The organism is Sphingobium sp. FG125 (genome assembly GCF_057809795.1).
Genome location: NZ_JBMDKQ010000018.1, coordinates 46,858 through 65,762 on the forward strand (window position 1 = coordinate 46,858; position 18,905 = coordinate 65,762).

The following is an 18,905-nucleotide window of genomic DNA, read 5'->3' on the forward strand; positions in this document are numbered from 1 at the left end:
GTACAGCGATTCGGTCTTGATGCCATAAGATGCCTACAAACAAGCTGAGGACCGCATGGTAGACGCAAAAACCCTGACCCATCTGGAGCGACTCGAAGCCGAGAGCATCCACATCCTGCGGGAAGTGGTGTCGGAGGCAGAAAAGCCAGTGATGCTCTATTCCGTTGGCAAGGATTCAGCCGTGATGCTGCATCTGGCGCGCAAGGCCTTCTATCCTTCGCCGCCGCCCTTCCCGCTGCTGCATGTCGACACGACCTGGAAATTCCAGGAAATGTACAAGCTGCGCGACCGGATGGCGCAGGAAAGCGGCATGGAATTGCTGGTCTATCAGAATCAGGAAGCCAAGGACCGGGGCATCAACCCGTTCGACCATGGCGCGCTGCACACCGACATGTGGAAAACCGAAGGGCTGAAGCAGGCGCTCAACCTCTACGGCTTCGACGCAGCCTTTGGCGGCGCGCGCCGCGACGAGGAAAAGAGCCGCGCCAAGGAGCGCATCTTCTCCTTCCGCACCGCCTCCCACGGCTGGGACCCCAAGAACCAGCGCCCGGAACTGTGGAACCTCTACAACGCCCGCAAAGCCAAGGGCGAGAGCATCCGCATCTTCCCCATTTCCAATTGGACCGAGCTGGACATCTGGCAATATATCCATCTGAACGACATCCCGATCGTCCCGCTCTATTTCTCGGCCAAGCGCCCGACGGTGGAGCGTGACGGCATGTTGTTGATGGTCGATGACGACCGCTTCCCGCTCGAAACGGGCGAAGTGCCGGTCGAACGCTCGATCCGCTTCCGCACTTTGGGCTGTTATCCGCTCACCGGTGCGGTGGAGAGCGAGGCTGCCACCCTGCCGGAAGTGATCCAGGAAATGCTGCTGACGACCACGTCGGAACGGCAGGGCCGCGCGATCGACAAGGATGCCGGCGGCGCGGGCATGGAGAAGAAGAAGCAGGAGGGGTATTTCTGATGTCGGACATCATCACCAACGATTCAGTCTATCAGACCGATTCCCTCATTGCCGAGGATATCGACGCTTATCTGGACGTGCATCAGCACAAGACGATGCTGCGCTTCATCACCTGCGGGTCGGTGGACGACGGCAAGTCGACGCTGATCGGCCGCCTGCTCTATGACAGCAAGATGATCTTCGAGGATCAGCTCGAAGCCTTGCAGGCCGACTCCAAGCGCGTCGGCACGCAGGGGCAGGAGATTGACTTCGCACTGCTCGTCGACGGCCTCGCCGCCGAGCGGGAACAGGGCATAACCATCGACGTCGCCTATCGCTTCTTCGCTACCGAAAAGCGCAAGTTCATCGTCGCCGACACGCCCGGCCATGAACAATATACCCGCAACATGGTGACCGGCGCATCGACCGCAGACCTCGCCGTCATCCTGATCGACGCGCGCAAGGGCATCCTGACGCAAACCCGTCGCCACTCCTATCTTGCCCACCTGATCGGCATCCGCAACATCGTGCTGGCCGTCAACAAGATGGATCTGGTCGGCTATGATCAGGCGATCTTCGACAAGATTGTTGCGGACTATACCGAGTTCGCCGCCAGCATCGGCATCACCGCCTTCACGCCGATGCCGATTTCCGGCTTCAAGGGCGACAATATCACCGGCCCGTCGGAAAATACGCCCTGGTACACCGGCCCGGCGCTGATCGAGCATCTCGAAACGGTCGAGGTCAACAGCGCGATCGACGCCGACAAGCCTTTCCGCATGCCAGTGCAATGGGTCAACCGCCCGAACCTGGATTTCCGTGGATTTTCCGGCCTGATCGCGACCGGCACAGTCAAGCCCGGCGACGCCATCCGCGTCCTGCCATCGGGCAAGACCAGCACCGTGTCGCGGATCGTCACGATGGACGGCGACCTGGATCAGGCGGTCGCTGGCCAGTCCGTGACGCTCTGCTTCGCCGATGAAATCGACTGTTCGCGTGGCGATGTCATCGCACTCGCCGACAATCCGCCCCAGGCCGCCGACCAGTTCGAGGCGACCATCGTGTGGATGGCGGATGAGGAGATGCTGCCGAGCCGCTCCTACTGGCTCAAGATCGGCACGCAGATGGTCACCGCGACCATCCAGCAGCCCAAATATCAGGTCAACGTCAACACGATGGAGCATCTGGCGGCCAAGACGCTGGATCTGAACGCCATCGGCGTCGCCAACCTGTCCACCGACAAGCAGATCGTGTTCGAGGCCTATGCCCAGAACCGGACGCTGGGCGGCTTCATCCTGATCGACAAGATCAGCAACGCCACGGTCGCTGCAGGGATGCTGCACTTCTCGCTCCGCCGGGCGCAGAATGTCCATTGGCAGGCCACCGACGTCAGCCGCGATTTCCATGCGGGCCTGAAGAACCAGAAGCCAGCCGTGCTGTGGTTCACCGGGCTTTCGGGTGCGGGCAAATCGACCATCGCCAATCTGGTCGAAAAGAAGCTGGCGCGCATGAACCGTCACACCTTCCTACTCGACGGCGACAATGTTCGCCATGGGCTGAACAAGGATCTGGGCTTCACCGATGCCGACCGGGTGGAAAATATCCGCCGGGTGGGCGAAGTCGCCAAGCTGATGACCGATGCGGGGCTGATCGTCATCACCGCCTTCATCTCGCCCTTCCGTTCGGAACGCGACATGGTGCGGCAGATGATGCAGCCGGGCGAGTTTATCGAGGTGCATATCGACACGCCGCTGGCCGATGCCGAGGCGCGCGACGTCAAGGGTCTCTATAAGAAGGCACGGACGGGGCAGCTCAAAAACTTCACCGGCATCGACAGCCCCTATGAGGCCCCGCTCGACCCGGAAATCCGCGTCGACACTGTGGCGATGAGCGCCGAGGAAGCCGCCGACGCCATCGTCGCGAGGCTGATCCCATGAGCGGCGGTATGACCGACGCGGAACTCGCGGTCCATCTGGCGGAGGTTGCGGGAAAAATCCTGCTCGACGTGCGAGAATCGGGGCTGTTCAGTCCCAAGGCGCTGGGCAAGGCGGGCGACCAGACCGCCAACCAGTTCCTGTGCCACGCCCTGCGGGAGGTGCGGCCGGAGGACGGCCTCTTGTCCGAAGAGGAAAAGGATAATGAGGACCGGCTGAGCCAGTCGCGGGTCTGGATCGTCGATCCGGTCGATGGCACCCGCGAATATGGCGAGGCCCGCGCCGACTGGGCGGTGCATGTCGGCCTGGCGATCGACGGGCAGGCGGCGATTGGCGCGGTGGCGCTGCCGGGGCTGGATGGCGGCGTCGTCATCCGCACCGACCAGCCGCGCGTGGTGCCGCCCGCCCCCGATCAACTCCGCATGGTCGTCAGCCGCACCCGCCCCGCCGCCGAAGCGGTGGCAGTGGCGGAGAAGCTGGGCGCAGAACTGGTGCCGATGGGCAGCGCCGGGGCGAAGGCCATGGCGATCATCCTGGGGCAGGCGGACATCTACCTGCATTCAGGCGGGCAATATGAATGGGACAGCATGGCCCCGGCCGCCGTCGCGCTTGCCCACGGCCTGCACGCCAGCCGTATCGACGGCAGCCCGTTGATCTACAACCAGCGCGACGTCTACATGCCTGACCTGCTGATCTGCCGGAAGGAGCATGCAGAACAGGTACTGGCGCTGGTGGCGCAGGTGCAGGCGGCATAACCCTTCTCCCTTGGGGGAGAAGGATACGAAACCTTACCCGCGTAGCGGGTTAGGCGAAGTTGGAAGAGGGGGTTCGCCGCGGATCGTGCGCGCCCCTCTGACGCCGCTACACCCTCACCCAGCTGCGACTAGGGCTGCAAGCAGCCAAGTCTCCGCAACCCTCTCCCTCAAGGGAGAGGGGTAAGGGAGCTACTCACCTTCTCCGCCGCAGCCATCACCCGCAGCACATTGCCGCCGACCAGCTTGGCGACATCCGCGTCGCTCCACCCGCGCCGCATCAGCTCCGCCAACAACGCCGGGTAAGTTTCCACCCCGCTCAATCCTTCAGGCAGATCGCCCACCCCGTCGAAATCGCTGCCGATGCCGACATGGTCATGGCCCGCGACCTTGGCGATATGCTCGATATGGTCGGCCACCTGTCCGATCGTCGCCACTGGCTCCGGGTGCGCCGCCTCCCACGCCGCCAGCGCCTTTGCCGCACCGTCGGGATTGCCGATATACAACCCACCAAAGGGCGGCGCATTATAGCGGGCGATCTCCGCGCTGCGATCCGCGCCCCAGACGCGGCGGGCTTCGGACACATATTGCGCCGCGAAATTGACCATCACCACGCCGCCATTGCCCGCCACCTGCTTCAGCACCGCGTCCGACACATTGCGCGGCGTGTCGCACAGCGCGCGGGCGTTGGAGTGGGAGAAGATCGCCGGCGCCTTCGTCGTCCGCAGCGCGTCCAGCATCGTCGCCTCGCTGACATGGCTCAGATCCACCAGCATTCCGAGGCGATTAAGTTCGCGCACCACATCCTCGCCAAAGGGCGTCAGCCCGTCATGCTTCGGGTTGTCGGTCGCGCTGTCGGCCCAGTCGATCGTGCGGCTGTGGGTCAGGGTCAGATAGGCCGCGCCCAGCCCGCGATAGGCGCGCAGCACCGCCAGGCTGCCGTCAATCTGTCCGCCCCCCTCGACCCCGATCAGCGACCCGATTCGCCCTGCTTTGTGCGCTGCGCGCAACTGCGCCGCCGTCGTCACCAGCGTAAAATCGCGGGGATAGCGCTCAGCCAGCGCATGGACCATGCCGATCTGGTCCAGCGTGTCCTTCACCTGTTGCACCTGCGGCAGGTCCGCCGACACCCAGACCGACCAGAATTGCCCGCCGACGCCGCCCGCCTTCAACCGCTTGATGTCGGTATGATATTGTGCCGGGTCCAGCTGCGTCAGGTCCATCGTCCAGCGCGTATCCTTCGCCTTCTCCGCCAGCGCTTCGGGCCAGTCATTATGCCCGTCGATCAGTGGCGTGGCGTTCAGCACCTTGGCGATCCGCGCCGCATAGGGGTCGGGCGCGGCCTGTACGGGCAGGGCAGCGAGCAGCAGCGGCAGCGCCGCGAGACGAAGGCTTTTCATGGGGCGAGAGGGTAGGCGCGCGATCCCCCAAGTCAATCGCCGGCGCGTCAACCGAAGAAGGTCCTCCCGGTGCGCTGACGCTGCGCCGGGGCGGTGAAGATCGCGCCTGCCGACACGCGGCTGCCGCGCATCACCAGCAGCACCTGATCCTGCGCCTCCAGCCGCACTTCCTCGCCGGGATGCTGGATGCTCTTGCCATTGGCATGGTCGATTTGAACGACGAAGAAGGCGCCCCGACCGCGCCGTTCGGCCTCTCCCACGGTCACGCCGGTCATCGCGCCCTTGTCCGGCACGACCACCATTTCCAGTTCCAGCCCGAATTCGTGCAGGCCGCGCTTCATCTGGCCCATCTCGGCGGAATTGGCGACGAACCCGGCGGTCGAGGGATAGAGGATCATTTCGGCAATCCGCTCCGCGCCGATATGGGTGGGCAGCACCACCTTGTCCGCGCCTGCGTGCAGCAGCTTGCTTTCGGTGGTCGGTGCCTCGCCGCGCGCGATAATCTCCAGGCCCGGATTCATGCTGCGGGCCGACAGGGTGATGAACACATTGGCAGCATCGTCGGGCAGGACTGTCGCCAATATTTTCGCCCGGTCGATGCGGGCGGTGCGCAACGCGCTTTCCTCGGTCGCCTCGCCGCGATGGCACAGATAGCCCAGCGCCTGCGCCTCGGCGATCTTGCCGCCGTCACGCTCCAATATGACAAAGGGTGTGCCCGCCGCGTGCAGTTCCTTGGCCAGTTGCACGCCGATCCGGCCAAAGCCGCAAATCACCACATGGCCGTTCAGCCGTTCGATCAAAGTCTGCATACGATCCAGTCCCAGCAATCGGCGTAGTTGAATGGCCGCGAACATCTGCACCAGCGCGCCGGTCAGCACGATCATCCCGGTGCAGCCCAGCACCATCGTGGCGATTGTGACGGCGCGCAAATAGGGCGTGGTGATCGGCCGGACTTCGCCATAACCCACTGAAAATATTGTTAAAGTTACCATATAGGCGGCGTCCGCGACCGGCCAGCCCGCCGCGACATAGGCCGATACCGCCGCGACAAAGACGATGCCGACAAAGATCAGCGTCCCCACCAGCAGCCGTGCTGGCGAGGCAAAGAGGCTGGCGGCGTCGCTGCCCGTCCGGTCCTGTGCCATGGTCCCTGCTTCCCCCCGAAGCCCGCATAGTGGTGGCGCTTTTGCGCGATCCTGTCGAGTCCGGTGATGACCGGCGGGATGCTTCGCGCTAGAGCGTAGCGTGATGACGATCGACCCGCTGCTCCTGCTGCAAGCCTATGCCATCGGCGTGTTCCCCATGTCCGACGATCGGGAGGCGGAGGAGGTCTATTGGGTCGAACCCAAGCGCCGGGCGATCCTGCCGCTCAACGGCTTCCATATGTCGCACTCACTGTCGAGAACGCTGCGTCGCGACCGTTTTCGGGTGACCGCCAACCGCGATTTCGCCGGGATCGTGGCGCTCTGTGCAGAGGCCGCACCGGATCGGCCATCGACCTGGATCAACGGCCCGATCGAACAATCCTACCGCCAACTCCACGCCCATGGCTTTGCCCATTCGATGGAAGTCTGGGAAGGGGAGGAACTGGTCGGCGGCCTCTATGGCGTGTCGCTTGGCCGCGCCTTCTTTGGCGAATCGATGGTGTCACGGCGCACCGATGCGTCGAAAGTCGCGCTGGCCTGGCTGGTGGCGCGGCTGCGCTTTGGCGGCTTCACCTTGCTCGACTGCCAGTTCATGACCGACCACCTCCACTCGCTCGGCGCAGTGGAGATCGCCCAGCGCGACTATCTTCAGTTGCTGGGCGCAGCGGTCGAGGGTGTGTCGCTGGGGGCAGGGGCGGGCGTGCTGTCGGCAGGCGCTGGCGTCGCAGCGGAACTGGCGTTCGCGCCACTGGCAGGGGAGGCGGCGACCGGTTCGCCCTTGCCGCCGATCTTCACTGAATCGGGGCCGCTTTCGGGCCATGCCATCGCGCAGCTTCTGACCCACACGTCATAGACCGGATGCTGCACGACATTGCGGTCGGGCCGTTCGCGGAATAGCCAGCCGGAAAAATTGCGCCGCCATTTGCCGTCGGCGCTGCTGCGTACGTCGAGTTGCACGAAGGCGCCGGTTTCCTGCACATTTTCCCATGGCGCGCTGGTTTCGCAGGCTTGCAAGCGCACGATCGCGTCGCCCACGCGCATCGCTTCGCCCGGCTTCATCGTCAGGTCGCGGGTCAGGCCGTTGCGCTTGTTGAGCAGGCCGATCACTGCCGTGCGCTCGGCCATCGGCGTGCCGGGCAGGGTGGCGGCATCGCCTGACCGGATCGGCGTGCCCTGCACCCGGACTGGGCCAGTCTGGTTGGCGGCAGGCACGTCATTGTCGCCACAGGCGGTCAGAGCCAGTAGCGGCGCGCCAAGCAGGATCGACAGCCAAGCCCCCGCCGGACGGCGGATCATGATGCGTCGGGGCTCCATGCCTCATAATCGCCAGTCGCCTTCTGGCGCAGGCCGCCCTTTTCCATCGCGCCGGACGGGCGATAGGCTAGCGCGGTGCCGGTGGCGTTGGGGGTGAATTCCCGTTCCCAGATGCGCGGCGGCGGCAGGAAGCTTTCGGGCGTCCCCTCGATCGTGTGATGCAGCCAGCCATGCCATTCGGCCGGCACCCGGCTCGCGTCATTCGCGCCGTTATAGATCACCCAGCGGCGCGGCACGCCATGGACGTCGCTGCCGCCTTCATAATAGACATTGCCCTGGATATCCTCGCCGATCTTCTGGCCCTTGCGAGCGGTGAACAGCGAGGTGCCGATGGTCGCGCCATCCCACCAGGTGAAGATCTTGCCGAGAATTCCCATGACCCACGCGCTTAGCCGCTGCAACGGGGGATTGGCAAGGCGGATATGCGAGAATTGCACGTCGGATTGGGATGCAACGAACCGGACCAATTCACCACATCTCCGTTCGCCCTGAGCCTGTCGAAGGGCCGCACTTCATGAGAAGAAGGACAAGGCTTCGACAGGCTCAGCCCGAACGGATGTTATTGGATGCTCTCCTAAAGGACTGGCGGGCAGAAATCGGAGCCGCCTACCGTGCCCTGCTTGCGCGGTGCGGCCTGCGTGCATGGACCCCACTGCACACGGTCGCCCTCCCTGATCCCCAGTTCCGCCGCGCGCCCACCGCGCAGCTCCAGCACGGCGGCGACCGGCACCCCTGCCGACACCGGTTCGCGCGAATAAGGGACGGTGTTGGCACCGATAAAGGCGATGGTCCCGTCGGTGCGGATGAAGAGCATGTCGAGCGGGATCAGCGTATTCTTCATCCAGAAACTCGCCGTGCGCGGCGGGTCCATCGGGAAGAGCATCCCGCCATTGTCGGCCAGTGACTTGCGGAACATGAGGCCCGCTTCCTGCTGCTGCGGGGTCGCGGCAACCTCCACAGTGAAGCGCTGCGCGCCCTTTTCGGTCTGGATCACCAAAGGCAGCGGCGCAGTGGGGGCCGCTGCGCTGGCGGCATTGTTTTCGACCGGCTGGGGCTGGGTGGAACAGGCGACCAGAAGGGCGAGGGCGATCAGGGCAGGAAAGCGCGTCATCCCGCCTGCCTAATGCGATTCGAGGCTCATGGGGAGTGGATTAACCCTCATTCCTCTGCCTCCGGTACTTCGCCGGGCGCGGCATCGACCCAGCGCCGCGCGATCGCATAGCTATGGCCTGCGCGCAGGAAGGCGGCGATGGCTTTTTCCCGCTGCTTTGGGTCCGGCACCGTGCTGGCATAGGGGCCGACCCGTTTGCGCCGGGCATAGCGTTCCGCCGCGATCCAGGTTTCGGCGTCCACCTGCGCGTCCGCATCCGTCCGGTCGGCCGGCGCAATGCCCGCTGCGCGCAGGCTTTCGTTGATCCGGCGCGCGCCATAGCCCCGGCGGCCCAGCGCCGCGCTCTTCATCACCGCATATTGGCTGTCATCGACATAGCTGAGCGCCGCCAGCCGTTCGACCAAAGCAGGCAGGTCGGCGGGCTGTTCCCCGCCCCAGCCGCGTTCCTTGACCTTGCGTTGCAGATAGGCGAGCAGCTTGCCCCGGCTGGTCGCGAACCGGCTGACATAGCGCAGCGCGGCTTCGCGCAGGCTGTCCTCGTCAAGCGGCGGGCGGGGGCGTTTGCTGGTCATGTCGCGCTATCATGCGTCAGCCGCCATGTTTATGCCACAGTCGGGCCGGAATTTCACCGTGCCTTGTGCGCTACAAGGGATACTGGAATGCAATATCCGGTGCATGTCGCGGTCAAAGATGATAGCGGCGCGCCGATCACATAATTTATGACATTGGGTGAAACCAATATGACGGGTTCGCAAGAGATGATGGCACCGACGCCGACCACTGATGATCTGCCGCGCCGCTTCTCGGACTTCGAGACGCTGGGCGAGGCGCTCGACTATGCGGCGCAGGGCGTTCGCGGCCTCAATTTCCACGATGCCCGTGGCAATCTGGCGCGGCCCTATCCGTTCAGCGAGCTGCGCAGCGACGCTCTTCGCTGCGCCCATCGCCTGATCGCTCACGGCGTCAAGCCGCAGGACCGGGTAGCATTGGTCGCCGAAACCGGTGTCGATTTCGCCCAGCTCTTCTTCGGCATCATCTATGCCGGTGCCTGGCCGGTGCCGCTGCCGTTGCCGACCAGCTTTGGCGGCAAGGAAAGCTATATCGACCAGCTCAACGTCCAGCTTTCCAGCTGCGACCCGATGCTTTTCCTCTTCCCCAAGGAACTGGCTGAAATGGCTGGCGAATCCGGTCGCCAGAAGAATGTCGAAAGCATCGCATTCGAGGATTTCATCGCCCGCGACGTGATCCCTGCCGATCTGCCGCAGGCGCAGACGCAGGACATCGCCTATCTGCAATATAGCAGCGGATCGACCCGCTTCCCCCATGGCGTTGCCGTGACGCATCATGCGCTGCTCAGCAATCTGGCGGCGCACAGCCATGGCATGGAAGTGCAGGACAGCGACCGCTGCATCAGCTGGCTGCCCTGGTATCATGACATGGGGCTGGTCGGCTGCTTCCTGTCGGTCGTCGCCAATCAGGTGTCGACCGATTATATGAAGACCGAGGATTTTGCCCGCCGTCCGCTGGCGTGGCTGGACCTGATCAGCCGCAATGACGGCACCTCGATCAGCTATTCGCCAACCTTCGGCTACGACATCTGCGCCCGTCGCATGTCCAGCCAGACCAAGGCGCAGGACCGGTTCGACCTGTCCCGGTGGAGACTGGCCGGCAATGGCGCGGACATGATTCGCCCTGACGTGATGCAAAGCTTCGTCGATGCCTTTGCCGACGCCGGTTTCTCGCCCAACGCCTTCCTGCCCAGCTATGGCCTGGCCGAAGCGACTTTGGCCGTCACCATCATGCCGCCGGGCGAAGGGATCATCGTCGAACTGGTCGAGGAAACCGATCTTTCAGGTGGCGATGCGACGGAAGGCCGCCCGCAGCGCTTCCGCTCCATCGTCAATTGCGGCAAGCCCGCGCGCGGCATGACCGTGGAAATCCGTGATGAGGATGGCGGCCCGCTGAACGAGCGCCAGATCGGCAAGGTCTGGACCACCGGGCCATCGCTGATGGTCGGCTATTTCCGGGATCAGGCCGCGACCGACGCCTGCATGGCGCCCGATGCATCTGGCCGCGTCTGGCTCGACACGGGCGATATGGGGTATCTGAGCGACGGCTATCTCTACATCGTCGGTCGCGCCAAGGACATGATCATCATCAACGGCAAGAATCACTGGCCGCAGGATATTGAATGGGCCGTGGAGCAGCTTCCCGGCTTCAAGCAGGGCGACATCGCCGCCTTCGCCATCACCACGCCGGGCGGGGAAGAAGCGCCCGCCGTGCTGGTCCATTGCCGCACGTCCGACAATGACGAACGCTCCCGCCTGCGCGACCAGATCCGTGAGCGGGTCCGCGCGATTACCGGCATGAACTGCGTCGTCGAACTGGTGCCGCCACGCACCCTGCCGCGCACCAGCTCCGGCAAATTGAGCCGGTCCAAGGCGCGCAACCTCTATCTGACCGGTGAAATCCGACCCTACGACATCGCGGCCTGACCGCTCGGCCGCTTTGCGGTCGTCGGGCTTACCAAATCATAACCCATGGCTGCTATCGCGGGATCGTGGGTAGCAAGCAGGACCATATCGCCGAACCGGATCGCCAAGCGCGTGCATCACTGCGCGCGATGATGGGTCTTTGCTGTGTAAGTGGCGACGCGGGAACGCGGGTGCTGGAATCGCAGCTGCGCACCGCAGACAGCGTGGCCCTGCTGCGGCAGGTCATGAACCTGTGCGCCCTGCTGTTCATCTGGCAGGTTTTTGTTCATTGCTGTTCGCCGGTCATGCTGGGGCTGTGGAGCGTTGCGCTGATCGGCTGCACCCTGGTCGGGGTCGTGATCGACCGTGGCCGCCGTAAAGCCAATAATATCGGCCTCACGGCCCGCGATCTGCGCCGACATGGCTTTGGCGCGCTGTTGCAAGGCATAGTGTGGGCGGCCTGCATGGTCCTTGTTTCGCAATCGGGTGAAACGGAGGAGCTGGTTGCGCTCTGGACGGTGATCAGCTGCATCATGGTGTGCGGCGCTATCAGCTATGCCGCGACGCCGCTGTCCGCTACGGCTTTCCTCTTGCCCTGCATCGCGGGGCTTTTCGCCATGTTCCACGACGGTGGTCAGTTACCTTTGCGCGCGCTGGCGACCAGCTATGCGCTGTCGCTACTGGTCGGCTGCGTCATCTATGCCCGCACCTTCGCGCGCCAGCACAGCACCACGGTGCAGCTGGAGGAAAAGAGTGAAGTCGTCAGCCTGCTGCTGCGCGAATATGAGGGCGGCGGGGCCGACTGGTTGTGGCAGACCGATCCGCTGCGTCGGATCAGCAGCGTTTCTGCGCGCTTTGCCGAAACCATGGGGTTGGAGCCTGCCCAGTTGGAAGGGGAACCCCTGGTCCAGATATTGGCTGGTAGCGGCTGGGAAAGCGGTCGATTCGCTGCCGGGCTGCACAGTCTGGCTGACCATCTCAAGCGGCGCGAAAGTTTCAGCAATCTGGTCCTTCCGGTCGAGGTGCAGGGCCAGACCCGCTGGTGGGAATTGTCCGCCTCGCCCCGCCATGATGAAAACGGCATATTTCTGGGCTTTCGCGGCGTCGCGTCGGACGTCACGACGCAGCGCGAATCGGCGGACAAGATCGCCATGCTGGCGCGCTTCGATCCGCTGACCGGCCTGCCCAACCGCAGCCATTTGCGCGAAGTGCTGGATCAGGCGATGGCCGCGACGCAGGGGCGAACGTCGGGCTGCGGCTTCCTGATGATCGACCTCGATCGGTTCAAGGCGATCAACGACACGCTGGGGCATCAGACCGGCGACAAGCTGCTCAGCCAGGTCGCGCGCCGTCTGCGGCAAATTTGTTCAGGCCCGGAATTTTGCGGGCGTATCGGCGGCGACGAATTTGGCGTCGTCATTCCCACCGTGGCTGACAGCCATCGTATCGGGCAATTGTCCTCGGCCATCATTGGAGCGCTGTCCGCCCCCTATCAGGTCGATCAGCATATGCTTTATGTCGGGGCATCGGTCGGCTCGGCGATCTCGCCCATGGACGGGCGTGAATCGGAATCCCTGATCCGCAGTGCGGACCTGGCGCTCTATCGGGCCAAGGGCGAGGGCGGCGGGCTGCATTGCGCCTATGAACCGCAACTCCATGCCAAGGCGGAAGAAAGGCGACTGCTCGAACTGGCGCTGCGCGAGGCGCTGGCCAAGGATCAGCTTCATGTCCTCTACCAGCCGGTGGTCGATGCGATCAGCGGCGCGGTGTTGGGTTTTGAGGCGCTGGTGCGCTGGACCCACCCGGAAATGGGGCCGATTTCGCCGGTGAAATTCGTGCCGGTCGCCGAAGAGGCGCGGCTGATCGCGCCGATCGGCGAATGGGTGCTGCGCACGGCCTGCATGGAAGCGATGCGCTGGCCCGACGATGTGCGCATTGCCGTCAACGTGTCGGCCGAACAATTGACTCACCCCAGCTTCGTGGCGGCGGTCATATCGGCACTGGCGCAAAGCGGGCTGGAAGCGCGACGGCTGGAGCTGGAAGTCACCGAAAGCGTGTTCATGAATGAGGATGCGGGCGCTCTGCGGGTGCTGGACCAGTTGCTTGGCCTTGGCATCCAGTTGTCGCTCGATGATTTCGGCACCGGCTATTCCTCGCTCGGCTATCTCAGCCGCACCCGTTTCAACACGATCAAGATCGACCGCAGCTTCGTGGTCGGCGCGTCGAAAAATACGCCCGAAAGCCTGGCGATCATCCGCGCCGTCGTGACGCTGGCCGACAGTCTGGGCATGGCGACCACAGCGGAAGGCGTGGAGACCGAGGTTGAGCTGGAAATGGTGCGGCGACTGGGCTGCAAGAAGGTGCAGGGCTATTATTTCGGTCGCCCCATGGCCGCGCGGGACGCAATTGGCCTGTTCCCGCCGCAGCAGGAGCGGGCGCGGGCCTAGAGTCGGATGGCTTCAGGTTGAAACCCCCAACCTCCGTTCGTTTCGAGCGAAGTCGAGAAACGTTCGCGCGCGGTTTCTCGACTTCGCTCGAAACGAACGGGTCAAGGTGAAGTCATCCCACTCTAATTACCCAGCAACTGTCGTTCCACCATGGTCCACAGCGCGGCAAAATCCTTGGCTGGCGGCGATGCCGGGGCAAAGGCGCCCAGCGGCTTGCGACGCACCGTCATCTGCTCGATCGTGCTGGCCATCGGGATGGCGGGCCAGCCGGGCTGTTCGTCCAGCGCCTTGCGATGCAGGGTCCGGCGGCGATCGACCATCGAATAGACCGGCAGGATCGGCGCATGGCTGCCGCCGCGTTGCACCAGATAGCGTGCGACTTCGCCCATCGCCCGCTGCGACAGGGGGGACGGGATCACTGGGATGACGATCAGGTCGGCGGCGCGCAGCACCTGCTCGCTGGTTTCGGTGAGGCCCGGCGGGCAATCCAGGATGATGCGGTCATAATCCTTGCCCAGGCTCTCAATGAGCTTGGACAGTCGCTTCTTCTTGTCCATCTCGCGGAACAGATGGTCCAGGCTGCGCAGCGATGTGTCCGCCGCGATCAGGTCCAGCCCCGGCACGGTCGATGGCTGGATCAGCTTGCGGACCTCAACATCCTTGCTGAAGATCGCCTGCGCGGCGTCGCGGCTCTTGCTGTCGGTGGAAATCAGCCAGCTTGACGCCGCCTGCGGGTCCAGATCCCACAACAAGGTTCGCCGTTTCGATATGCTCGCAGACGCCCAGGCGAGGTTGATCGCGAAGGTGGTTTTACCGACCCCGCCCTTCAGGCTGTAAACGGCGATAGTCGCCAATGCCGGTTCCTTTGCCATGGGGTGAAGGCTACGGCTTCCTCCCGCCAAAGCAAGCCCTCAATCATGGCAATGTTACGCAGTCGTGACGTTACAGGACGTCACGCGCCTTTTCCGGGGGCCGGGCGATGACCGCGCCCTTGTCCGTGATGACGATGGCGCGCTCGATCAGGATCGGATGCGCGGCCATGGCATCGAGGATGGCGGCGTCGTCGCTGGTGTCGAGGGCGATGTCCTTCACCACGCTCTCGCCCTTGCGCAGCGCATCGCGGGGCGTCACCCCGGCTTTGGCCAGCACTGCCGCGATCTCAGCGCGGCTTGGTGGCGTCTTGAGATATTCCACTACGCTAACGTCAATGCCCGGCGTTTCAGCAAGGATCGCCAGCGCCGCGCGCGACTTGGAACATCGGGGATTATGCCAGATGGTGGCCTTCATGCCGCACTATCCAATTTATCCGAAAGCCATGTTTTGATCAGTGCCTGCCGGGAAACGCCGCGTCTGCGCGCTTCCTGGTCCAGCCGGGTAATCATCCAGCTGGGGAAATCCACATTGACCCGGCGCAGCGTCAGATTGGGGCGGGTCGCGGCAGCCAGGTCAAAATCCTGCAGGACGGACTCGCCGCTATCGAAGCGATCATCAAGGCTCTTCCCGGTCATAGACGTTAATCTCCTCCCGCCTCGCCCGCCGCACCGATATGATGCGGATGCGATCATGCCGTTCGGCGAAGATCGCCGACCAATGGCGTCCGTCGATACGCCCGATCGCCAGCCAGCGCCGTTCGGGTGGTTCACCCTGACGCGCCGGAATGACGATCAGTCGATCGTCTAGCCACAGGCTTTGCGCCGCGACGAAGTCGATCCCGTGCTTCTCCCGATTGGATTGGCTTTTGACGGGATCGAACTCGAACATCGGCATACTACCAAAAGGGTATAATTTTGCAACCGTCGGCTGTTAGCCTGCGTCCCGCGCCAGCCATTCCTCCAGCCATTTGATGCTATAGTCGCCGTTCAGGAACTCCGGGTCCTCCAGCAGCGCCTGATGCAGGGGGATCGTGGTTTTCATCCCCTCGATCACATATTCCTGCAAGGCGCGCTTCAATCGCATGATGCAGCCTTCGCGGGTGCGGCCATAGACGATCAGCTTGCCGATCATGCTGTCATAATAAGGCGGCACCTTATAGCCCTGATACAGGCCGCTATCGACGCGGACATGCATCCCGCCGGGGACATGATAGCGGGTCACGGTGCCGGGCGAGGGCGCGAAGGTCCGGGGATCTTCGGCATTGATGCGGCATTCGATGGCGTGACCGGTAAAGCGCAGATCTTCCTGCGCGACCGAGAGCGGCTTGCCTTCGGCGATGCGGATCTGTTCGCGGACCAGATCGACCCCGGTGATCATTTCGGTCACCGGATGTTCGACCTGAAGCCGGGTATTCATTTCGATGAAGTAGAATTCGCCATCTTCCCAGAGGAATTCGATCGTTCCTGCGCCGCGATAGCCCATGTCGGCCATGGCTTTGGCGCAGATACCGCCGATCCGGTCACGGTCGGCCTGGCTCAGGATCGGAGAGGGAGCCTCTTCCAGCACCTTTTGGTGGCGGCGCTGGAGCGAACAGTCGCGTTCGCCCAGATGGATGGCATTGCCCTTGCCGTCGCCAAACACCTGGATTTCGATATGGCGCGGATTGCCGAGATATTTTTCGAGATAGACGGTCGCGTCGCCAAAAGCGGCCTTTGCTTCCGATCCGGCCTGCTGCATCAGCGTTTCCAAGTCATCGGGCGAGGTGCAGACCTTCATGCCGCGACCGCCGCCGCCGGACGCGGCCTTGATGATGACCGGATAGCCCGCCTTTTCCGCGATCGCCTTGGCTTCCTCCAGATCGCTGATCGCGCCGTCGGAACCGGGGACGAGCGGCAGGCCGAGAGCGCCAGCCGTCCGCTTCGCCTCGATCTTGTCGCCCATGGTGCGGATATGTTCGGGCTTGGGACCGACGAAGGCGATGCCATGGGCTTCGACGATTTCGGCGAATTTGGCGTTTTCGCTTAAGAAACCATAGCCCGGATGGATCGCGTCGGCGCCCGAAATTTCGGCAGCGGAGATAATTGCCGCAACGTTCAGATAGCTGTCCTTCGCGGCAGGTGGTCCGATGCAGATCGCCTCGTCGGCCAGCCGCACATGCATGGCGTCGGCGTCGGCGGTGGAATGGACCGCGACCGTCTTGATGCCCATTTCATGGCAGGCGCGATGGATGCGCAGCGCGATTTCGCCGCGGTTGGCGATCAGCAGCTTCTCAATGGCCATGGGTGTCGCGGCCTTATTCAATGACGATCAGGGGCTGGTCGAACTCGACCGGCTGGCCATTATCGACCAGCACCGCCTTGACGGTGCCGGACGTTGGCGCGGCAATCGCATTCATGACCTTCATCGCTTCGATGATCAGGACCGTCTCGCCAGCGGCGACCTGCGCGCCGATGCGGGCGAAGGGGGCTGCGCCCGGCTCGGCCGACAGATAGGCGGTGCCGACGATCGGCGAACGGACCATCGTGCCAGCGGGTGCTGCCGGTTCGGCGGCGGGCGCGGCCACCGGGGCCGCAGCTGGGGCGGTGGGGGCAGGGGCGTAGGATGGCGCATAGATGGGCGCGCCGCCGCCAGCCTTTCGGGCGACGCGGATCTTGCGATCGCCATCCTCGACCTCGATCTCGGTCAGGTGGGTATCGTCGAGCAGTGCGGCCAGTTCGCGCACCAGCGCGACATCCACCTGCATTGCGCCCTTTTCCTGCTTGTCGTTCATGGTTGACCCTTGTTTCGCATCTAGACGTGATAATTGCGGCCAGCGCCTATGCCGATTTGCGCCAAAGCGCAACTTTGTAGCGTTCGCCCGAAGCAGGGCGATGGCCGCTAGAGTTCGAGTGCGGCTTCCAGCGCCAGCATATAGGACATCGGCCCAAAGCCTGCGATCGTCCCCTTGGCCGCCATGCCGACATAGCTTTTGTGGCGGAATGGCTCGCGCTTGTGCGGGTTGGACAGATGGACCTCGATCACCGGCACGGTAATGCCCTTGATCGCGTCGTGCAGCGCGACCGACGTATGGGTCAGCCCGCCGGGGTTCAGGATGACGGCATGGGCGCCATCCTGATTGGCTTCCTGCAGCCAGTCGATCAGATGGCCTTCATGGTTCGACTGGCGAAAATCGATCGCGACATGGGCGCGCGTCGCCGCATCCTCCATCCGCTCGGCAATGTCGTCCAGCGTGTCATAGCCGTATATTTCCGGCTCGCGCGTTCCCAGCATGTTGAGGTTGGGACCGTTCAGCACATAGATTTTGCGCGTATCCGCCACGGCGTTCCCCTTGGTTGTTGCGAGCAGGGGACAAGCGCCCCTATATGCGGCGACGATCTTTAGCCTTTCGTGTCGCGCCAAGTCGAGACACGTTTCCATCTTGCATGAACGGGACCGCATATCGTGAGCGTCGACGGCACCATATCCATCCACATCAATGGCGAACATCGCCGTGTGCGCGACGGGCTGACACTGGCCCAATTGGCCAGCGATCTGGGCTTCGTGCCGGAAAAGGTGGCGGTGGAGCGCAATCTGGAGGTCGTGCCGCGATCGACACTGGCGCAGGTCATGGTCGAGGATGGTGACGAGCTGGAGATCGTGCATTTTGTCGGTGGCGGTGACGTTGCTTCGCTTGCAGACGATAGCTGGTCCGTCGCAGGTCAGACGTTCCGCTCGCGCCTGATCGTGGGGACCGGCAAATATAAGAGTTTCGAGCAGAATGCGGCAGCGGTCGCGGCGTCGGGGGCGGAGATCGTCACCGTGGCGGTGCGCCGCGTCAATGTGTCGGACCCCAAGGCGCCGATGCTGACCGATTATATCGACCCCAAGGTCATCACCTATCTGCCCAACACCGCAGGCTGCTTCACCGGCGAGGACGCGATCCGCACGCTGCGGCTGGCGCGGGAGGCTGGCGGCTGGGAATTGGTGAAGCTGGAAGTGCTGGGCGAAGCGCGCACCCTCTATCCCGATATGGTCGAAACGCTGCGCGCGACCGAGATTTTGGCCAAGGAAGGCTTCAAGCCGATGGTCTATTGCGTCGATGATCCGATCGCGGCCAAGCGGCTGGAGGATGTCGGCGCGGTCGCGATCATGCCGCTGGGCGCGCCGATCGGGTCGGGGCTGGGCATCCAGAACCGCGTCACCATCCGCCTGATCGTCGAAGGCACCAAGCTGCCGGTGCTGGTCGATGCCGGTGTCGGCACCGCGTCCGAAGCGGCACAGGCGATGGAACTGGGCTGCACCGGCGTGCTGATGAACACCGCGATCGCCGAAGCAAAAGACCCGGTGCTGATGGCGGCCGCGATGAAAGCGGGCGTGGAAGCGGGCCGCATGGCCTATCGCGCCGGGCGCATGGGCAAGCGCATGTATGCCGATCCTTCAAGTCCGCTCGCCGGCCTCATCTGACGAATTTTTGCGGTTGCGGCAAATTGACCGGCTCACTGCTTGTGCCTATGCGTTTGCCGAGAAACA

Annotated in this window: 19 protein-coding genes and 1 pseudogene; 7 read left to right on the forward strand and 13 right to left on the reverse strand. The window is 63.7% G+C overall.

All coding sequences use genetic code 11. From position 1 onward, the window contains the following. Window positions 1-55: 55 nt before the first annotated feature. Genes cysD through ACODSR_RS16035 form a run of 3 tightly spaced genes read left to right on the forward strand, consistent with a single transcriptional unit; the run spans window position 56 to window position 3,635 of the window. Window positions 56-967 (forward strand): sulfate adenylyltransferase subunit CysD, encoded by a 912-nt coding sequence (gene cysD / locus ACODSR_RS16025; protein ID WP_489077638.1) that lies wholly within the window; start codon window positions 56-58, stop codon window positions 965-967. Next, window positions 967-2,883, forward strand: a complete 1,917-nt coding sequence (cysN, locus tag ACODSR_RS16030) for a sulfate adenylyltransferase subunit CysN (protein WP_489077639.1) — start codon at window positions 967-969, stop codon at window positions 2,881-2,883. The genes cysD and cysN overlap by 1 nt, the downstream gene beginning before the upstream one ends. Further along, window positions 2,880-3,635 (forward strand): 3'(2'),5'-bisphosphate nucleotidase CysQ, encoded by a 756-nt coding sequence (locus ACODSR_RS16035; RefSeq protein ID WP_489077640.1) that lies wholly within the window; start codon window positions 2,880-2,882, stop codon window positions 3,633-3,635. Before cysN ends, ACODSR_RS16035 begins: the two co-directional genes overlap by 4 nt. 167 nt (window positions 3,636-3,802) lie before the next feature. Here ACODSR_RS16035 and ACODSR_RS16040 read toward each other — a convergent pair whose 3' ends face one another. Then, window positions 3,803-5,032, reverse strand: a complete 1,230-nt coding sequence (locus tag ACODSR_RS16040) for a dipeptidase (RefSeq protein ID WP_489077641.1) — start codon at window positions 5,030-5,032, stop codon at window positions 3,803-3,805. 47 nt (window positions 5,033-5,079) lie between these two features. Continuing rightward, complete coding sequence (locus ACODSR_RS16045; protein ID WP_489077642.1) at window positions 5,080-6,177, reverse strand: potassium channel family protein; 1,098 nt, start codon at window positions 6,175-6,177, stop codon at window positions 5,080-5,082. Between the two features lie 103 nt (window positions 6,178-6,280). On the opposite strand from ACODSR_RS16045, the gene aat reads away from it, so the two are divergent. Continuing rightward, the gene (gene aat / locus ACODSR_RS16050) at window positions 6,281-7,030 is read left to right on the forward strand and encodes a leucyl/phenylalanyl-tRNA--protein transferase (protein ID WP_489077680.1); all 750 of its coding nucleotides are present in this window, start codon (window positions 6,281-6,283) and stop codon (window positions 7,028-7,030) included. Between the two features lie 35 nt (window positions 7,031-7,065). Here aat and ACODSR_RS16055 read toward each other — a convergent pair. From ACODSR_RS16055 to ACODSR_RS16070, 4 genes and pseudogenes are all read right to left on the reverse strand, one after another. Continuing rightward, window positions 7,066-7,491 (reverse strand): annotated as a pseudogene (locus ACODSR_RS16055) (DUF2155 domain-containing protein); the annotation flags it as partial. Continuing rightward, window positions 7,470-7,868: an NADH:ubiquinone oxidoreductase subunit NDUFA12 gene (locus ACODSR_RS16060; RefSeq protein ID WP_489077643.1), complete on the reverse strand. Its 399-nt coding sequence runs from the start codon at window positions 7,866-7,868 to the stop codon at window positions 7,470-7,472. The gene ACODSR_RS16060 and the pseudogene ACODSR_RS16055, both read right to left, overlap by 22 nt. A 197-nt stretch (window positions 7,869-8,065) precedes the next feature. Beyond that, a complete protein-coding gene (locus ACODSR_RS16065) occupies window positions 8,066-8,602 on the reverse strand; it encodes a DUF192 domain-containing protein (RefSeq protein ID WP_489077644.1) in 537 nt (178 codons plus the stop codon). Between the two features lie 47 nt (window positions 8,603-8,649). Then, a complete protein-coding gene (locus ACODSR_RS16070) occupies window positions 8,650-9,174 on the reverse strand; it encodes a regulatory protein RecX (RefSeq protein WP_489077645.1) in 525 nt (174 codons plus the stop codon). A gap of 147 nt (window positions 9,175-9,321) precedes the next feature. On the opposite strand from ACODSR_RS16070, the gene ACODSR_RS16075 reads away from it, so the two are divergent. Then, the gene (locus ACODSR_RS16075; RefSeq protein WP_489077646.1) at window positions 9,322-11,097 is read left to right on the forward strand and encodes a fatty acyl-AMP ligase; all 1,776 of its coding nucleotides are present in this window, start codon (window positions 9,322-9,324) and stop codon (window positions 11,095-11,097) included. A 65-nt stretch (window positions 11,098-11,162) separates the two neighbouring features. After that, on the forward strand, window positions 11,163-13,523 hold the full coding sequence (locus ACODSR_RS16080) for a putative bifunctional diguanylate cyclase/phosphodiesterase (protein WP_489077647.1): 2,361 nt from the start codon (window positions 11,163-11,165) through the stop codon (window positions 13,521-13,523). Window positions 13,524-13,645: 122 nt separating this feature from the next. Here ACODSR_RS16080 and ACODSR_RS16085 read toward each other — a convergent pair whose 3' ends face one another. The 7 genes from ACODSR_RS16085 to aroQ form a co-directional block, all read right to left on the reverse strand. Further along, entirely contained in the window at window positions 13,646-14,395 is a 750-nt protein-coding gene (locus ACODSR_RS16085; RefSeq protein WP_119747754.1) for a ParA family protein, read from the reverse strand. Window positions 14,396-14,465: 70 nt separating this feature from the next. Continuing rightward, window positions 14,466-14,810 carry an arsenate reductase (glutaredoxin) gene (arsC, locus tag ACODSR_RS16090; protein WP_489077648.1) on the reverse strand — a complete coding sequence of 115 codons (345 nt, stop codon included), beginning with the start codon at window positions 14,808-14,810 and terminating at the stop codon, window positions 14,466-14,468. Next, window positions 14,807-15,031, reverse strand: coding sequence for a type II toxin-antitoxin system BrnA family antitoxin (brnA, locus tag ACODSR_RS16095; RefSeq protein WP_489077649.1), 225 nt, complete (start codon window positions 15,029-15,031; stop codon window positions 14,807-14,809). Before brnA ends, arsC begins: the two co-directional genes overlap by 4 nt. Further along, entirely contained in the window at window positions 15,012-15,284 is a 273-nt protein-coding gene (locus ACODSR_RS16100; protein WP_489077650.1) for a BrnT family toxin, read from the reverse strand. Before ACODSR_RS16100 ends, brnA begins: the two co-directional genes overlap by 20 nt. A gap of 42 nt (window positions 15,285-15,326) precedes the next feature. Further along, window positions 15,327-16,676 carry an acetyl-CoA carboxylase biotin carboxylase subunit gene (gene accC / locus ACODSR_RS16105; RefSeq protein ID WP_489077651.1) on the reverse strand — a complete coding sequence of 450 codons (1,350 nt, stop codon included), beginning with the start codon at window positions 16,674-16,676 and terminating at the stop codon, window positions 15,327-15,329. 13 nt (window positions 16,677-16,689) lie between these two features. Further along, a complete protein-coding gene (accB, locus tag ACODSR_RS16110) occupies window positions 16,690-17,166 on the reverse strand; it encodes an acetyl-CoA carboxylase biotin carboxyl carrier protein (protein ID WP_489077652.1) in 477 nt (158 codons plus the stop codon). 107 nt (window positions 17,167-17,273) lie between these two features. Beyond that, window positions 17,274-17,714, reverse strand: a complete 441-nt coding sequence (gene aroQ, locus ACODSR_RS16115) for a type II 3-dehydroquinate dehydratase (protein ID WP_489077653.1) — start codon at window positions 17,712-17,714, stop codon at window positions 17,274-17,276. A 123-nt stretch (window positions 17,715-17,837) separates the two neighbouring features. Here aroQ and thiS point away from each other — a divergent pair, with 123 nt between their 5' ends. Then, a complete protein-coding gene (gene thiS, locus ACODSR_RS16120) occupies window positions 17,838-18,839 on the forward strand; it encodes a sulfur carrier protein ThiS (RefSeq protein ID WP_489077654.1) in 1,002 nt (333 codons plus the stop codon). Window positions 18,840-18,905: the final 66 nt, after the last annotated feature.

Bases quoted from the DNA above. Each gene is read 5' to 3' on its own strand.
- accB (WP_489077652.1), bottom strand. From the start codon at position 17,166: ATGAACGACAAGCAGGAAAAGGGCGCAATGCAGGTGGATGTCGCGCTG.
- ACODSR_RS16085 (WP_119747754.1), bottom strand. From the start codon at position 14,395: ATGGCAAAGGAACCGGCATTGGCGACTATCGCCGTTTACAGCCTGAAG.
- cysD (WP_489077638.1), top strand. From the start codon at position 56: ATGGTAGACGCAAAAACCCTGACCCATCTGGAGCGACTCGAAGCCGAG.
- ACODSR_RS16070 (WP_489077645.1), bottom strand. From the start codon at position 9,174: ATGACCAGCAAACGCCCCCGCCCGCCGCTTGACGAGGACAGCCTGCGC.
- ACODSR_RS16065 (WP_489077644.1), bottom strand. From the start codon at position 8,602: ATGACGCGCTTTCCTGCCCTGATCGCCCTCGCCCTTCTGGTCGCCTGT.
- ACODSR_RS16060 (WP_489077643.1), bottom strand. From the start codon at position 7,868: ATGGGAATTCTCGGCAAGATCTTCACCTGGTGGGATGGCGCGACCATC.
- arsC (WP_489077648.1), bottom strand. From the start codon at position 14,810: ATGAAGGCCACCATCTGGCATAATCCCCGATGTTCCAAGTCGCGCGCG.
- aat (WP_489077680.1), top strand. From the start codon at position 6,281: ATGACGATCGACCCGCTGCTCCTGCTGCAAGCCTATGCCATCGGCGTG.
- accC (WP_489077651.1), bottom strand. From the start codon at position 16,676: ATGGCCATTGAGAAGCTGCTGATCGCCAACCGCGGCGAAATCGCGCTG.
- ACODSR_RS16100 (WP_489077650.1), bottom strand. From the start codon at position 15,284: ATGTTCGAGTTCGATCCCGTCAAAAGCCAATCCAATCGGGAGAAGCAC.
- ACODSR_RS16040 (WP_489077641.1), bottom strand. From the start codon at position 5,032: ATGAAAAGCCTTCGTCTCGCGGCGCTGCCGCTGCTGCTCGCTGCCCTG.
- ACODSR_RS16045 (WP_489077642.1), bottom strand. From the start codon at position 6,177: ATGGCACAGGACCGGACGGGCAGCGACGCCGCCAGCCTCTTTGCCTCG.
- brnA (WP_489077649.1), bottom strand. From the start codon at position 15,031: ATGACCGGGAAGAGCCTTGATGATCGCTTCGATAGCGGCGAGTCCGTC.
- ACODSR_RS16035 (WP_489077640.1), top strand. From the start codon at position 2,880: ATGAGCGGCGGTATGACCGACGCGGAACTCGCGGTCCATCTGGCGGAG.
- cysN (WP_489077639.1), top strand. From the start codon at position 967: ATGTCGGACATCATCACCAACGATTCAGTCTATCAGACCGATTCCCTC.
- ACODSR_RS16075 (WP_489077646.1), top strand. From the start codon at position 9,322: ATGACATTGGGTGAAACCAATATGACGGGTTCGCAAGAGATGATGGCA.